The organism is Actinoallomurus liliacearum, assembly GCF_039542035.1.
Taxonomy (GTDB): Bacteria; Actinomycetota; Actinomycetes; order Streptosporangiales; family Streptosporangiaceae; genus Actinoallomurus; species Actinoallomurus liliacearum.
In genome coordinates this window covers 50,089-65,347 of sequence record NZ_BAABHJ010000011.1, presented here as the reverse complement: position 1 = coordinate 65,347, position 15,259 = coordinate 50,089, and the positions used below count along the sequence as shown (strand labels likewise).

Here is a 15,259-nt window from a genome sequence, read left to right as displayed (position 1 = left end):
CCCCTCCCACCTGGAACTACCATGGAGAGCGACAAGCGTGATCGATTTCTCCTAAGAGGTAGCCCGTGTCCACTGCCACCCCCGCCCAGCCCACTGCCACCCCGGAGACCGGCACCGCCCGCGTCAAGCGGGGCATGGCGGAGATGCTCAAGGGCGGCGTGATCATGGATGTCGTCACCCCGGAACAGGCCAAGATCGCTGAAGACGCCGGCGCCGTGGCGGTCATGGCGCTCGAGCGGGTGCCCGCCGACATCCGCGCCGAGGGCGGCGTCTCCCGGATGAGCGACCCGGACATGATCGAGGGCATCATCAACGCGGTGTCGATTCCGGTCATGGCCAAGGCGCGCATCGGACACTTCGTCGAAGCCCAGGTCCTGCAGGCGCTCGGCGTCGACTACATCGACGAGTCCGAGGTCCTGACCCCGGCCGACTACGAGAACCACATCGACAAGTGGGCGTTCACCGTGCCCTTCGTCTGCGGCGCCACGAACCTCGGCGAGGCGCTCCGCCGCATCACCGAGGGCGCGGCCATGATCCGCTCCAAGGGCGAGGCCGGCACCGGTGACGTCTCCAACGCCACGACGCACATGCGCCGGCTGCGCCAGGACATCCGGCGTCTCGGCGCCCTGCCCGAGGACGAGCTGTTCGTCGCGGCCAAGGAGCTGCAGGCCCCGTACGAGCTGGTCAAGGAGGTCGCCACGGCCGGCAAGCTGCCCGTCGTGCTGTTCACCGCGGGCGGCATCGCCACCCCGGCGGACGCCGCGATGATGATGCAGCTGGGCGCCGAGGGCGTGTTCGTCGGCTCGGGCATCTTCAAGTCCGGTGACCCGGCCAAGCGCGCCGAGGCGATCGTGAAGGCCACCACCTTCTACGACGACCCCGACGTCATCGCCAAGGTGTCCCGCGGGCTCGGCGAGGCGATGGTCGGCATCAACGTCTCGACGCTGCAGGACTCCGACCGGCTCGCCGGGCGCGGCTGGTAGGGACGACGGGCCCGCGTCGCCGTCCGGGCATGAGGACCGAGCATCCTGGAGAAGGGGCCCCCGGCCAGGGGGCCCGGAGGGCCCGTCACCCGGGCGCGCAAGATCCCGGCACGGTCGGGCCCTCCCCAGTCCGGCGTCGGCGGGCTACCCTGACTGGGCCCGGCGGCGTGACGCTTCCGCGGTACCCGTGCAGTGGCCGCAGGAGGGACGAGACCCATGGCGTGGTCCATCGCGCTCGCGTGTGCGAGCGTTGACGATCCGGTCCGGGCGTTCCGGCAGGGCCTGACCCCGGACCCGGACGCCGCCGCCGACCTGGCGCGGCGGCTCTACCCCGAGTCGGCGATCGTCGAGAGCGGCGACACGGTCCTGGACTTCGCGCTGTGGCCGTTCGAGGACGAGCTGTTCGTCGGCGCGTACGGCGACGCGCTGGTCGTCTGCGACCGGCGGCTCTACGACGTCGACGACCAGGCCCGTACACTCGCCGACCAGATCGCGGCGGCGCTGCCCGGCTCGACCTGCGGCGTGCTCGTCCTGCACAGCATGGTGTCGGGGTGCTGGTTCCGGTGGTACGCCGGCGACCGGCCGCGCCGCGACGTGTTCGTCACGGCCGAGGACGGCGTCGTCGTCGACCTGGGCGAGCGGCTCCCGGCGGAGGCGCCCTTCTGGAAGGCGATCGACGAGGGTGCGCCCGACGTGCCCCTGCCGTTCGACTACGAGGAGTTCGGCCTGGCGCTGGCCCGCGAGTACCTGTTCGGCCGGGGCCTCGGCGAGCGCGGCCGGGACGGCTTCCTGCCCCTGGAGCTCTCGCTCCGCCGGTTCAAGATCCGTTCACTGAGCAGGATGGGCAGAGGCTCTCACTGACCGGCGAGCACCTTCATGTCGGCCTCTTCGATCACCTGTTGCAGGTGCAGGCCGTGGCGCACGTCGAGCTCATGCGGCCTGCCGTCGTGGATCGCCTCGACGAACTCCGCGATCATCGTGTCGTACGCGTCCCGTCCGACCGCGGCGGCGCAGTCCAGCTCCGCCACCCCACCGGGCCCGAAGACCTCCGCGTCGGCGCGGTGCGATCCGGCGTCGTCGGTGGGGAACAGGAACGCCTCACTGAACCGGCCGCCCGGGTGTTCCAGCGTCAGCCCCGTCCATCCCGACGAGTCGACGCGCGCGTGTACGGCGAGGGCGCGCCCGAGGGCGGCGTCGAGCAGGTCGATCAGGTCGGGTCCGAGGGTCCGGAGCACGCCGCGTTCGGCCGGTAGCGCGGGCATCGGCGGGGCGGCGACGCACCGTCCGGTTCCGCCGCGCGGCCGCGTCCGTCGTACCTCCTGGGCGAGGAACTCCCGTACGGCGGACGCGTAGCGCCAGGTCAGGGCCACCTGGGTCGGGGCGCCCGTGGTCCGCGCCGCGATCGCCAGGCGCTCCGCCCCCGCGAGGTCGCCGGCGATCGGCCGGCCGAGAAGGACGGCCCTGCCGTGGCCCAGCGCCATCAGGGCGAGCTCGGCCTGAGCGGCCGGCGGCAGCGCGTACACGATGGCGTCGCACTCCCGGACCATGTCGTCGTGCCGGGCGAAGTCCCGAACGGCGTGGCGTTCGGCGAGCCGCCGCGCGTCCTGCGGCGACGGCGCCCATACGCCGGCGAACACAAGGTCCGGATGCGCCGCGATCGACGGGGCGTAGGCCTCTGCGGCCCGGTGATCCGCGCCGGCGAGGCCGACCGTGACCTCCACACCTCCACCATAGGCTCCGAAGGTTCTCGACCAGCGCCCGATATCCGGTTTGAGGCATTCCGCTCTGGATAATTCGGTCATAGCCTTAATTGCAGCGCCGCATCGGAGCGCAGATGGCACCAGGGGGTGCAGAACAGTGTCCGAGCCCGACAACATCGGTGACCGGCTCAGGTCGCTCCGCGAAGGGCGCTCCCTGACCCGGCAGGAACTCGCGGACGACTCCGGAGTGGACGTCGACCTGATCGAGAAGCTCGAGCACGGCCGGCGGCAGACGGCGCGTTACACCTCGCTGACCAGGCTCGCGGACGCGCTGAACGTCGGGATCTCCCGGCTGCTCGGCGGCCGGCGGCCCGAGGAGCGCGCCCCGGCCATGCCCGACGACGTCCGACAGGTCCGCGACGTCGTCGCGTCGGCGGACTCGATGCCCGGCATGGACGCCGACGACGCCGGCGAGGCCCCCGACCTCGCCGAGCTGAACGCCGCCGTCGACGCCGCCTGGCGCGACTACCGGGCGGGGAACCTGAGGCGGCTCGTCGGGGTCCTGCCGGGCCTGATCGGCGAGGCTCGCCTGGCGTCGAGCGAGCTCGGGCCGGGCGCGGCCGGGCCGCTCGCCGAGGCGCACGAACTCGCCGCGCGCCTGTTCGTGCACTACGGCAGGTGCGACCTCGCCGAGATCGCCACCGAACGCGCGATCCGGGCCGCCGAGGGCGGCAGCGACGAGCTCGAGTGGGAGACGCTCCACGGCACCTACTCGTGGACCCTGCTCTGCGAGGGCCGCCACCGGGCGTCAGAGGAGCACGCGCTCTCGATCGCCGCGAGCACTGAGCCGGCGATGGACGAGACCGCGCTTCGCGACCTGACGGTGTGGGGCGGCCTGATGCTGGCCGCCATGGCGGCGGCCAGCGCGGCGGAGCGCACCGCGTCGATGACCGAGTACCTGGGAATCGCCGGGTCGGCCGCGCACCGGTTCGCCCGCGATCGCCTCGACCACCACGTGGGATTCGGCCCGGCCCGCGTGGCGACGCAGGCCACCCGCGACTACGCGATGCTCCACGAGCCCGGCCTGGCACTGCGCGCGGCCGAGGACGTGCACGCCGACGAGCTGCCGCGCAGGTCGTACGGCCGCCATCTGATCGACGTCGCGCGGGCCCAGGCGGAGATCCGCGACCTGCGGGCCGCGGAGGAGACGCTGCGCGCGGCCGAGAGCCTGTGCGCCGAGTCGTTCTCACCCGCCGGACCGGCCTGCGCCGTGGTCGGCGACGTCGTGGTCGACGTCGGGCACCTGACCCCGGAGCTGCGCCGCATGGCGCGGTCCGTCGCGGTCCAGGTGTGAGGCGCGGCGCGGGCGGGACGCCGGGCGCGGGCCGGAAGGCGACGCGCGGCAGGTGACGGGCGCGGGCCGGGAGGCGACGCGCGGCAGGCGGCGGGCGGGGCGCGCCCACGCGAGCGGGGGAAGATCACTCCCTGCTGTCGTTGTTATGACAGGCACTAGGCTCATTGTCCGTACATCTCATTCTGAAGGGCTGATTCGTGGCTGCTGTCCCGACGATCGGCGTGCTCGCACTGCAGGGCGACGTCCGTGAGCACCGGCGCGCGCTGGAGTCCTGCGGCGCCTCGACGGAGTCCGTCCGCCGTCCGGAGGAGCTCGAGCGCGTCGACGCCATCGTCATCCCCGGTGGGGAGTCCACGACGATGTGGCGGCTCGCGCGGACCTTCGAGCTGCTGGAGCCGCTGCGCAAACGGATCGAACAGGGCATGCCGGCCTACGGTTCCTGCGCCGGCATGATCATGCTGGCCGACCGGATCGCCGACGGCGCCGAGGGTCAGGAGACCATCGGCGGCATCGACATGCTCGTGCGCCGTAACGCCTTCGGTCGTCAGGTCGACTCCTTCGAGGAGGACATCCACGTGACGGGCCTCGACACGGCGTACCACGCGGTGTTCATCCGGGCTCCCTGGGTGGAGTCGGTCGGCGGCGCCGCCGAGGTCCTCGGTCGTGCGGAGTCCGGCGACGCCGCCGGTAGGATCGTTGCGGTCCGGCAGGGGCACTTGCTCGCGACGTCGTTCCATCCGGAGCTCACCGGCGACGCGCGGATCCACCGGCTCTTCCTCGACATGGTGAAGGGAACCCAATGAGCGGCCACTCCAAGTGGGCGACGACGAAGCACAAGAAGGCCGCCGTCGACGCCAAGCGGGGCAAGCTTTTCGCCAAGCTCATCAAGAACATCGAGGTGGCCGCCCGGACCGGCGGAGGCGACCCGGACGGCAACCCGACGCTCTACGACGCGATCCAGAAGGCTCGCAAGAACTCCGTGCCGCTCGACAACATCGAGCGGGCCCGCAAGCGTGGCGCGGGCGAGGAGGCCGGGGGCGCCGAGTGGCAGACGATCATGTACGAGGGCTACGCCCCCGGCGGTGTCGCCGTGCTGATCGAGTGCCTCACCGACAACCGCAACCGCGCCGCCTCCGACGTGCGCACGGCCCTCACCCGCAACGGCGGCTCGCTGGCCGACCCGAACTCGGTGTCCTACCTGTTCAACCGCAAGGGCGTCATCATCGTGCCCAAGGAGGGCACCTCCGAGGACGACGTCATGATGGCGGTGCTCGACGCGGGCGCCGAGGAGGTCAACGACCTCGGCGAGTCGTTCGAGGTGATCTCCGAGGCCGGTGACCTCGTCGCGGTCCGCAAGGCCCTGCAGGACGCCGGCGTCGACTACGAGTCCGCCGAGGCTAACTTCCTGCCGAGCGTCAGCGTCCCCGTCGACGAGGACAACGCCAAGAAGGTCTTCCGCCTCCTCGAGGCGCTGGAGGACAGCGACGACGTGCAGAACGTCTTCGCCAACTTCGACGTCTCCGACGAGATCATGGAGAAGATCGAGGCCTGATCCGCCGGGGCGGGAGCGGCGCCCGGCTCCGGCGCGGGCGTCCCGGGCGATGCCGTAGCGTACCCACGTGGACATTCGCGCGCTCGCCCCGGAGGACCTCGTTGCCGCCTACGACCTGAGGATCCGGGCCTTCGGGCCGGTCGACCAGGCGCAGTGGCTCCGTCAGTTCCGCCCCGCCGTGCGGCGGGGACAGGTCCTCGGGATCTACGACGGCGACCGTCTCGTCGGCTCCGGCCGGTACCACCGGTTCGAGCAGTGGTGGCACGGCCGTCCGGTGCCGATGGGCGGCGTCGCCAGCGTGTACGTCGCTCCGGAGGAGCGCGGCCGCGGGATCGGACGCCGCTTCGCCCGGGGCCTGCTGGACTTCATGGACGGTCTGCCGCTCACGGCGCTGTACCCGGCCACCGCGCCGGTCTACCGTTCCGCCGGGTACGAACACGCGGGCGCGCAGCACTTCGTCACCGTCCCGGCCGAGGCGCTGCGCACGCTCGCCACCGGCCCGGTCAAGGTCCGGCGCGCGGGGCGGGACGACGTCCCGGAGATCGTCGGTGTGCTGCGCCGGCTGCACGCCGAGGCGCGGGACAACGGGCCGATCGACCGCGGCGAGGACTGGTTCCTCGACCTGCTGGACGGCGACGACGTCTTCGCCTATCTCGCCGAGGACGGTTTCCTCGCCTACGGCTGGAGCGCGGACGGCCGGGACCTGATCGTGCACCGCTGCGTGGCGGGTTCCCCTGAGACGGCCAGGGCGCTGTGGGCGCTGGTCGGATCGGGCTCGTCGGTCGCCCGGAGCGTGCACGCCTGCGTCGCCCCGGACGACCCTCTCTTCTGGCTCCTGCGCGACCGTTCCCACGAGGAGATCAAGCGCGTCTCGTGGATGCTGCGGGTGCTCGACGCGCCCGCGGCCGTGGCCGCGCGCGGCTTTCCCGACGGCCTGTCGGCGGAGATCCCCCTGGCGGTCACGGACGAGCAGCGGCCGGGCAACGCCGGCGCGTGGCGGCTGACCGTCGGCGGCGGACACGGCGCCCTGACCCGCGCCGAGGCCGAACCGGGCGCCGTCCACCTGTCCGCGCGGGGGTTGGCCGCCCTCTACGCGGGCGTCCCGATGATCCGCCTGCGCCGCTCGGGCCTCGCGGAGGGGGACGCCTCCACCGACGCGCTCCTCGACGCGGCGTTCGGCGGGACGCCGTACATGCTCGACTACTTCTGATCTCCGATGCGACACGCCGGGGCCGTGGCGGCCCGACGTCGTACGCGGCGAGTAGCCTCGCTGCGAACATCTGTTCGGAGCGGAGAGGAGTGGTCGTGCGGGTACTCGGCGTCGATCCCGGCTTGACCCGGTGCGGGGTGGGCGTGGTCGACGGCGCGCCGGGCGCGCAACTGCGGCTGGTGAGCGTGGACGTGATCCGCACCAGCCCCGACGACGACATCGGGACCCGGCTGGTCGGCCTCGAGCGCGGGCTGGAGCGGTTCCTGGACGAGTTCCGCCCGGACGCGGTGGCCGTCGAGCGGGTGTTCAGCCAGCACAACGTCTCCACCGTCATGGGCACCGCCCAGGCCGGCGCCATCGCGATCGTCTGCGGGGCGCGGCGGGGCCTGCCCGTCGCGCTGCACACCCCGAGCGAGGCCAAGGCCGCCGTCACCGGCAACGGCCGGGCCGACAAGGCCCAGGTGACCAGCATGGTCACCCGGCTGCTGCGGCTGGACGCCCCGCCGCGGCCCGCCGACGCCGCCGACGCGCTGGCCCTCGCCATCTGCCACGTGTGGCGCGGTGGCGCTCAGGCGCGCATCCAGGCGGCGAGGATGAGAAGGTACGGAGTCGAGAGGTGAGCGCGGAGGACGGCCGCTCCCGGGCGGTTCCGGCCGGCCACGGTGAGGACGCACGCCCGGCCGGTCGGCTCGCGGCGCACGGAGGGACAGGGCAGTGATCGCATTCGTCAGCGGGAAGGTCGCCGGCGCCGGACCGGACGGGGCCGTCATCGACGTCGGCGGCGTCGGCCTGTCCGTCCAGTGCACCCCGGCCACGCTCGCCGGGCTGCGCGTCGGCGACCAGGCGCACGTCCCCACCTCGATGGTCGTCCGCGAGGACTCCCTCACGCTGTACGGCTTCGCGGACGACGACGAGCGCGCGATCTTCGAACTGCTGCAGACGGCGAGTGGCGTCGGCCCCCGGCTCGCGCTGGCCATGCTCGCGGTCCACCCGCCGAACGCCCTGCGCCGCGCCGTCGCCACCGAGGACGTCACCGCCCTCACGAAGGTGCCGGGCATCGGTAAGAAGGGCGCCCAGCGCATCGTCCTGGAGCTCAAGGACCGCCTCGGCGCGCCCACCAACGACCTGGACATGCCCCTCCCGGTGACCCGCGCCGTGCCGTGGCGCGACCAGGTGCACGCCGGCCTCACGAATCTCGGCTGGTCCGGCAGGGACGCCGACGCCGCCGTCGACGCGGTGGCCGCCGAGATCGACGGCCAGGAGACTCCGGACCTCGCCACCCTGCTCAAGCTGGCCATGCGAAGGCTGAGCCGATGACCCCGGCGTCCGTCGTACGAGCCGGGCGCGCGCGCCAGGCGGGGCTCGCGTCTCGTATCGGGGAGGCGTACCGGGCCGCTGGGGGAGCGGGTGCGTCCGTCGTACGTTCCGGTGGCGACGCGGGCCGCGTCGGTGGGGGAGCGGGCGCGTGAGCGACGAGCGGTTCGTCTCGCCGATCGCCGACGGCGACGACAAGGTGATCGACGCGGCGCTGCGGCCGAAGCGCCTCGAGGAGTTCATCGGCCAGGCGCGGGTGCGCGAGCAGCTGTCGCTCGTCCTGCACAGCGCCATGCGGCGCGGCCGGGCACCGGACCACCTCCTGATGTCCGGGCCGCCCGGCCTCGGCAAGACCACCCTGGCGATGATCATCGCCAGTGAGCTGGGCGTGCCGCTGCGGATCTCCTCCGGTCCGGCGATCGAGCGCGCCGGCGACCTCGCGGCCGTGCTGTCCACGCTCTCCGAGGGCGAGGTGCTCTTCCTCGACGAGATCCACCGGATGGCCCGCCCGGCCGAGGAGATGCTGTACGTCGCGATGGAGGACTTCCGGGTCGACGTCGTGGTCGGCAAGGGGCCGGGCGCCACCGCGATCCCGCTCGACATCGCGCCGTTCACCCTGGTGGGCGCCACCACCCGGGCCGGGCTGCTGCCCGCCCCGCTGCGCGACCGGTTCGGGTTCGTCGCGCACATGGACTTCTACGAGCCCGCCGACCTCGAGCGCATCATCCAGCGGTCGGCCCGGCTCCTCGACGTGCGGATGGACGACGCGGGCGGCGCCGAGATCGCCCGCCGTGCCCGGGGCACGCCCCGGATCGCCAACCGGCTGCTGCGCCGGGTCCGCGACTACGCGGAGGTGCGCGCCGACGGCGTGATCACCGAGGAGGTGGCCCGGCAGGCGCTGACGCTGTACGAGGTCGACGCCGACGGGCTGGACCGGCTCGACCGGTCGGTGCTGGAGGCGCTCCTGACCAAGTTCGGCGGCGGTCCCGTGGGCCTGTCGACCCTGGCGGTCGCCGTGGGGGAGGAGCCGGAGACCGTCGAGGTGGTGGCCGAGCCCTTCCTGGTGCGCAAGGGCCTCATCGCCCGCACCCCCCGGGGACGGATCGCGACACCGGCCGCCTGGCGGCACCTCGGTCTAGCCCCGCCGCCCACGACGGAAGGTACGCTTTTCGAAGTGGCGGAGGAGTGACGGGGAACTTCTCGGCGCGCGGGTTCGTCCCGTCGTTGCCGGGGTTTCAGGTACTCCTTTACACTCCGGAGCCGGTCGCCGTCAGCAGATGGCACGCCTTTCGCGGCGCGAACAAGTCGACGGCGGGCTCAACTCTCACATCGGAAGGATGCCCCGGTGCAGGGCAACACAACTTTTACAGCGCTCACTCACGTCGTCGCGGCGAAGGGCGGCAGCAACCCGCTGATGTCGCTGCTTCCCCTGATCCTCATCGTCGTGGTCTTCTATTTCCTGCTGATCCGTCCGCAGCGCCGGCGGCAGCAGCAGCAGTCTCAGCTGCAGAACCAGATCGTGCCCGGCCAGCGGGTCATGACGACCGCCGGTCTGCTCGCGACGGTCGCCGCCGTGGAGGACGACGCGCTCGTCCTTGAGATCGCCCCGGGGGTGGAGGTCCGCTTCGTCAAGCAGGCCATCGCCCAGGTCCTGGACGACTCCTCTGATGAGGAAGAGGATGAGGAGTCCGACGAGGCCGAGGAGCTCGCTCAGGAGCACGCCGCCGACGAGCCGACGGCCGACGCCGAGCCGGAGCCCGAGGTCGCGCAGGACGACATCGAGCCGAAGACCGACGCGAAGACCGTCGCGGAGGACAAGAAACCAGCGGAAACGTTGAAGGACGGCGAGCAGAAGGCCGGCAAGAAGCCGTCGGCCTGACCAGCACCTGACCGTAGACGAAGGACGAAAGACGACCGTGGCTCCGCCAAGCAGAAACACTGCAAAACCAGGGCGCGTTCTCCTCGCGCTGTTCGCGATAGCCGTAGCCCTGGTGGGGCTGATGTTCTGGCAGGGCCAAAAGAAGCCCAAGCTGGCACTGGACCTCGCGGGCGGCACCACCGTGACGCTCACCGCGGAGCCCACGAAGCCCGGTGCCAAGATCGGTGACTCCGAGATGGGCCAGGCCATCAAGATCATGCGTGAGCGCGTGAACGGCCTGGGCGTCTCCGAGGCCGAGGTGACCAAGCAGGGCAACAACGTCATCGTCGTCCAGGTCCCCGGTCAGGGGCAGGAGCGGGTCGTCAAGACCATCGGCACCACGGCGAAGCTGGAGTTCCGCCAGGTGCTCGTCGCCGAGCCGGTGGGTGTTCCGCGGCAGACGCCGACCTCCACGCCCAGCCCGACGAGCACGGGCAAGACCAAGGGCGGGGCGAGCCCCTCCAGCAGCGCCAAGCCGTCGAGCAGCGCGAGCGCCAAGCCGTCGGGCAGCGCGACGCCGAAGGGCCGTGCGCTCGCGCAGGCCCTCACCAAGGCGACGCCGAAGCCTTCCACGTCCGGGAAGGCCTCGCCCAGCCCGAGCGCCTCGCAGTCGCTCACCCCCGAGCAGCTCCAGCAGTTGCAGCAGCAGCTCCAGCAGCAACAGCAGCAGCAGACCGGTGAGGACTTCTCCGGCGTCGACCCGGCGGTCAAGGCGCAGTTCGACAAGCTCACCTGCGTCGGCAACGACGTCGGCCAGGGCAGGACGCTGGACCCGGCCAAGCAGGCCGCCGTGTGCGCCAAGCCGGACCCCAAGACCCACAAGGTCGACTACAAGTTCATCCTGAGCCCGGCCAAGATCTCCGGTGAGCAGGTCACCAAGGCGCAGGCCATGCCGCCGGACCCGCAGAACGGCCGGGTGCAGTGGGTCGTCAGCCTCGACCTGAACGGCACCGCGACCAAGTCCTTCGCCACCTTCACCCAGCAGGCGGCCGCGCTCGGCGAGAACAACACCCGCAACCACTTCGCGATCGTCCTCGACGGCACCGTCTACTCCTGGCCGGGTGTCAAGGAGGCGATCACGTCGGGCAACGCGCAGATCGAGGGCCAGTTCAACCAGCAGGACGCCACCGACCTGGCAAACGTCCTGAAGTACGGCGCGCTGCCGCTGAAGTTCACCCAGAGCTCGATCGAGTCGGTCTCGGCGACCCTCGGCAAGGACCAGTTGACCGCCGGCCTGGTCGCCGGCGCGATCGGTCTCGGCCTGGTCGTGCTGTACTGCCTCTTCTACTACCGCGGTCTCGGCTTCGTCGCGATCTTCAGCCTGGGGATCGCCGCGATGCTCACCTACGAGGCGGTCGTGCTGCTCGGGAAGTTCATCAACTTCCGGATGTCCCTGGCGGGCATCGCCGGTGCGATCGTGGCGATCGGCATCACCGCCGACTCCTTCGTCGTCTTCTTCGAACGGCTGCGGGACGAGGTCCGCGAGGGCCGCACGCTCCGCACCGCCGTCGAACGCGGCTGGGTCCGCGCCCGGCGCACGATCATCGTCGCGGACGCCGTGTCGTTCATCGCGGCCCTGCTGCTGTACTGGTTCGCCATCGGCGGCGTGAAGGGCTTCGCCTTCACCCTCGGACTCACCACGCTGATCGACGTGATCGTGGTGTTCTTCTTCACCAAGCCGCTGGTCACGCTGCTGGCCCGGACGAAGTTCTTCGGCCGGGGCCACCGGTTCTCCGGACTTGATCCGAGCACGCTGGGCGTGAGCAAGCGCGCCACCACCCGTCCCGTCGGCACCAAGGAGGCCTGATGTCACGCCTGGGCAACATCGGTGGTCGCCTGCACCGCGGCGAGATCTCGCTCGACTTCGTCGGGCGGCAGAAGACCTGGTACGCCATCTCCGGGCTCATCCTGGTCGTCAGCATCGTCTCGCTGCTCACCCTCGGCCTGAACTTCGGCGTCGAGTTCAAGGGCGGCACGGTCTTCCAGTTCCCGACGAAGCCAGGGCTGACGACCTCCGACGCCCGCGCCGCGGTCAAGGACTCCGGGGTCGTCAAGGAGGACCCCATCGTCCAGAAGACCGGCACCGGCTGGCGCGTCCAGACCGAGAGCCTGAGCTCCGCGGACGTCACGAAGGTCCAGGACTCGGTGCAGCAGAAGCTGCACCTGGCCAAGGCCGACGACGTCAGCCCGCAGAGCGTCGGCGCGAGCTGGGGCAAGGACATCTCCCAGAAGGCCCTCGAAGGTCTGCTGGTCTTCCTGGTCGCGATCATCATCTACCTGTCGATCGCGTTCGAATGGCGGATGGCGGTCGGGGCGATCATCGCCCTGGCGCACGACATCCTCATCACGGTCGGCGTCTACTCGCTCGTGCAGTTCGAGGTGACGCCGTCCTCGGTGGTCGGCCTGCTGACCATCCTCGGCTACTCGCTGTACGACACGGTCGTCGTGTTCGACAAGGTCCGGGAGAACACCCGGTCGCTCACCACCTCGAACACCATGACCTACAGCCAGGCGGCGAACCTCGCGGTCAACCAGACCCTGGTCCGGTCGATCAACACCACGTTCATCGCGCTGCTTCCGGTCGCGGGCCTGCTGTTCATCGGCGCGGGAGTGCTCGGCGCCGGCACCCTGAAGGACCTGGCCCTGGTCCTGTTCGTCGGCATGCTGGCCGGCGCGTACTCCTCCATCTTCATTGCGACGCCGATCGTGGCCGACCTGCAGGAGCGGCAGGAGAAATACCGGACGCTGGCCAAGCGGGTGGCGGCCAAGGCCAACAGCGCCAAGCGCAAGGCCAAGCCGGAGGTCGAGGTCGCCGAGCTGCCGGAGGACGACGTCCAGGACGAGGCCGAGGCATCCTCTGTCGGGGCCGGTGTCCGGGTCGTGCAGAATGGTCCGCGGCAACAGCCACGCCGGGGCGGCTCCAAGGGGCGGCCCAGCGGCAAGAAGAAGCGCTGAGCCGAAGAACGAGCATCGTGCCCATCTCGCGGCGGATCGCCTGATCCGCCGCGAGATGGCGTCTAGGAGGAGGAACGTGTCCTCGCGACCGGTCGACCTGACGAAGCTGATCAACGAGCGGATCCGCGAGGTCCCCGACTACCCCAAACCCGGAGTGGTGTTCAAGGACATCAGTCCGCTGCTGGCCGACCACACCGCGTTCGCGGCCGTCGTCGACGCCATCGTGGCCTACTACGGCCGGGGCACGATCGACAAGGTCGTGGGGATCGAGGCGCGCGGCTTCATTCTGGCGGCTCCGGTGGCGTACCACTTCGGCGCCGGATTCGTGCCGGTCCGCAAGAAGGGCAAGCTCCCGGCGGCCACGTACACCGAGAGCTACGACCTGGAGTACGGCAGCGAGACGATCGAGGTGCACCAGGACGCCCTCGCACCCGGCGAGCAGGTGCTCATCGTCGACGACGTGCTCGCCACCGGCGGCACGGCCGCCGCGGCCGCCCAGCTCGTCCGCCGCTCGGGCGCCGAGGTGGCGGGCCTGTCCGTCCTCATCGAGCTCGGCTTCCTGAAGGGCCGCGACCGGCTGCCCGAGCTGGACGTCCACGCGCTCATCCAGGGCTGAGGCGCGCTCTCCCTCCACCCCTTCGCCGGCGAGCCCGTACGCGTGCCTCTGCGGCCGCGTACGGGCTCTTCTGCGTCGCGGACCGCTCCGCACGACACGCCGAGAGCCCGACCGGCACGGGGCCGCTCTACCGGGCGAGAGCCGGGCCGGTACGAACATCACTGCACGTTGAGAGCCTGGACCATGCGGTTGACGATCGGGCCTGCGGCGTCGGCGCCGAAGCCGGTGCCCTCGGTGACCACCGCGAAGGCGATCTTCGGATCGTCGGCCGGGGCGAACCCGGCGAACCACCGCTCGTTGTACGACAGGCCGGTCTCCGCGGTACCGGTCTTCCCGGCGATGTCGCCGGACACCTTGCCGCGCGCCGTGCCGGTCGAGACGACCTCCCGCATCATGTCCTGGAGCTGGCTCGCGGTCTGCGCGCTGGTCGCCCGGAAGAGTTCCTTGGGCGAGGCCGCCTCGATCTCGGACTGGTCCGGGGAGGTGACGCGCTGGATGAGGTACGGCTTCATCACCACGCCGCCGTGGGCGGCCGCCGCGGCGGCGAGGGCCATCTGCAGCGGCGTCGCGGAGACGCTGCCCTGGCCGATGCCGCTGCGCCCGACGTCGTCGCCGCCCATGTTCTTCGGGTAGACGCTGGCGGCGCTGCGCAGGTTGTTCTCGATCGGGATGTGCTGTCCGAACCCGAAGCCGGACGCCTCGGCGCCGAGGCTCTTCTGGCCCATGTCCAGCGCGAGCTTGCCGAACGTGCTGTTGCACGACTGCGCGAACGCCTCGATGAGCGGCAACTGCCCGCCGTTGCACGGCCCGGAGTCGGCGTCGTTGTGCAGGGGGTTCCCGGAGGGCAGGGTCAGGACGCCGGGTGTGTCGACGGGGCTGTCCTTGCTGAGCCCCCGCTTGTCCATGCCCGCCGCCGAAGTGATGATCTTGAAGGTGGACCCGGGCGCGAAACTTTCATCGATCGCCTTGTTGATCAGAGGGCTGCCGGCGGCCTTGAGCAGCCGCTCGTACGCCTTCGCGGACGCGGTCGTGGAGTGGACCGCGATGCTGTTGGCGTCGAACGACGGATAGGACGCCATCACCTTGATCGCGCCGGTCTTCACGTCGATCGCGACGGCCGCCGCCCGGCGTGCGGTGCTCTCGCGCAGGGCCGCGTACGTCGCGCGCTGGGCCGCCGGGTCGATGGTCGTGTGCACGGTGGCGCCCTGGTTCGTTTTGCCGACGATCGCGTCGAACCAGTGCTGGACGGTGAGCCGCGGGTCGGTGCCGGCCAGCAGACCGTCGGCGGCGGCCTCCACGCCGGTCACGCCGCCGCTCGGCGCGAAGTATCCGGTGATGGGCGCGAACACCTCGGACTCGGGGTACTCGCGCTGATACCGGAAGTCCTTCTGGCCGGTGTCGCGCGATCTGGCGATCACCGTGCCGCCCGCCATGATCAACCCGCGGTTCCGGTTGAACTGCGCGAGGAAGTGCCGGGCGTTCAGCGGGTCGTCGCGCAGCTTCTGCTCCTGTGCGCCCTGGATGTAGGTCACGTTGATCATGAGCGCCAGGACCATGAGCAGCGCGAAGACCGTCATCCTGCGGAGTGTCTTGTTCATCGAGCTCACTTTCGCCGGTGCCGTCCCAGCATCTCGCGAGATCGTCCGGGGCTCCCCTC

At 71.2% G+C, this 15,259-nt stretch carries 15 protein-coding genes; 13 read left to right on the top strand and 2 right to left on the bottom strand.

What is annotated here, in order from left to right; genetic code table 11:
- The first annotated feature begins 65 nt into the window (after window positions 1–65).
- Window positions 66–983, top strand: a complete 918-nt coding sequence (pdxS, locus tag ABD978_RS20185) for a pyridoxal 5'-phosphate synthase lyase subunit PdxS (protein ID WP_308206030.1) — start codon at window positions 66–68, stop codon at window positions 981–983.
- 216 nt (window positions 984–1,199) lie between these two features.
- On the top strand, window positions 1,200–1,844 hold the full coding sequence (locus ABD978_RS20180; RefSeq protein ID WP_345356416.1) for a DUF6928 family protein: 645 nt from the start codon (window positions 1,200–1,202) through the stop codon (window positions 1,842–1,844).
- Here the strand turns inward: ABD978_RS20180 and ABD978_RS20175 are convergent.
- Window positions 1,838–2,704, bottom strand: coding sequence for a Gfo/Idh/MocA family protein (locus ABD978_RS20175; protein ID WP_345356413.1), 867 nt, complete (start codon window positions 2,702–2,704; stop codon window positions 1,838–1,840). The genes ABD978_RS20180 and ABD978_RS20175 overlap by 7 nt on opposite strands.
- 136 nt (window positions 2,705–2,840) lie before the next feature.
- On the opposite strand from ABD978_RS20175, the gene ABD978_RS20170 reads away from it, so the two are divergent.
- From ABD978_RS20170 to ABD978_RS20120, 11 genes are all read left to right on the top strand, one after another.
- Entirely contained in the window at window positions 2,841–4,037 is a 1,197-nt protein-coding gene (locus tag ABD978_RS20170) for a helix-turn-helix domain-containing protein (protein ID WP_345356410.1), read from the top strand.
- 197 nt (window positions 4,038–4,234) lie between these two features.
- On the top strand, window positions 4,235–4,840 hold the full coding sequence (pdxT, locus tag ABD978_RS20165; protein WP_345356407.1) for a pyridoxal 5'-phosphate synthase glutaminase subunit PdxT: 606 nt from the start codon (window positions 4,235–4,237) through the stop codon (window positions 4,838–4,840).
- Entirely contained in the window at window positions 4,837–5,589 is a 753-nt protein-coding gene (locus tag ABD978_RS20160; protein ID WP_345356404.1) for a YebC/PmpR family DNA-binding transcriptional regulator, read from the top strand. The genes pdxT and ABD978_RS20160 overlap by 4 nt, the downstream gene beginning before the upstream one ends.
- Before the next feature lie 67 nt (window positions 5,590–5,656).
- Window positions 5,657–6,799 (top strand): GNAT family N-acetyltransferase, encoded by a 1,143-nt coding sequence (locus tag ABD978_RS20155; protein WP_345356401.1) that lies wholly within the window; start codon window positions 5,657–5,659, stop codon window positions 6,797–6,799.
- 95 nt (window positions 6,800–6,894) lie between these two features.
- Window positions 6,895–7,419: a crossover junction endodeoxyribonuclease RuvC gene (gene ruvC / locus ABD978_RS20150; RefSeq protein WP_345356398.1), complete on the top strand. Its 525-nt coding sequence runs from the start codon at window positions 6,895–6,897 to the stop codon at window positions 7,417–7,419.
- A 94-nt stretch (window positions 7,420–7,513) separates the two neighbouring features.
- A complete protein-coding gene (gene ruvA, locus ABD978_RS20145; RefSeq protein ID WP_345356395.1) occupies window positions 7,514–8,116 on the top strand; it encodes a Holliday junction branch migration protein RuvA in 603 nt (200 codons plus the stop codon).
- 148 nt (window positions 8,117–8,264) lie between these two features.
- The gene (ruvB, locus tag ABD978_RS20140) at window positions 8,265–9,302 is read left to right on the top strand and encodes a Holliday junction branch migration DNA helicase RuvB (protein ID WP_345356392.1); all 1,038 of its coding nucleotides are present in this window, start codon (window positions 8,265–8,267) and stop codon (window positions 9,300–9,302) included.
- A gap of 156 nt (window positions 9,303–9,458) precedes the next feature.
- The gene (gene yajC, locus ABD978_RS20135) at window positions 9,459–9,992 is read left to right on the top strand and encodes a preprotein translocase subunit YajC (protein WP_345356389.1); all 534 of its coding nucleotides are present in this window, start codon (window positions 9,459–9,461) and stop codon (window positions 9,990–9,992) included.
- A gap of 121 nt (window positions 9,993–10,113) precedes the next feature.
- The gene (gene secD / locus ABD978_RS20130; protein WP_345356386.1) at window positions 10,114–11,838 is read left to right on the top strand and encodes a protein translocase subunit SecD; all 1,725 of its coding nucleotides are present in this window, start codon (window positions 10,114–10,116) and stop codon (window positions 11,836–11,838) included.
- Window positions 11,838–12,986 (top strand): protein translocase subunit SecF, encoded by a 1,149-nt coding sequence (gene secF, locus ABD978_RS20125; protein ID WP_345356383.1) that lies wholly within the window; start codon window positions 11,838–11,840, stop codon window positions 12,984–12,986. Before secD ends, secF begins: the two co-directional genes overlap by 1 nt.
- 76 nt (window positions 12,987–13,062) lie before the next feature.
- Window positions 13,063–13,602 carry an adenine phosphoribosyltransferase gene (locus tag ABD978_RS20120; RefSeq protein ID WP_345356380.1) on the top strand — a complete coding sequence of 180 codons (540 nt, stop codon included), beginning with the start codon at window positions 13,063–13,065 and terminating at the stop codon, window positions 13,600–13,602.
- Between the two features lie 158 nt (window positions 13,603–13,760).
- Here the strand turns inward: ABD978_RS20120 and ABD978_RS20115 are convergent, their stop codons facing one another.
- Window positions 13,761–15,200, bottom strand: coding sequence for a peptidoglycan D,D-transpeptidase FtsI family protein (locus ABD978_RS20115; RefSeq protein ID WP_345356377.1), 1,440 nt, complete (start codon window positions 15,198–15,200; stop codon window positions 13,761–13,763).
- Window positions 15,201–15,259 lie beyond the last annotated feature (59 nt).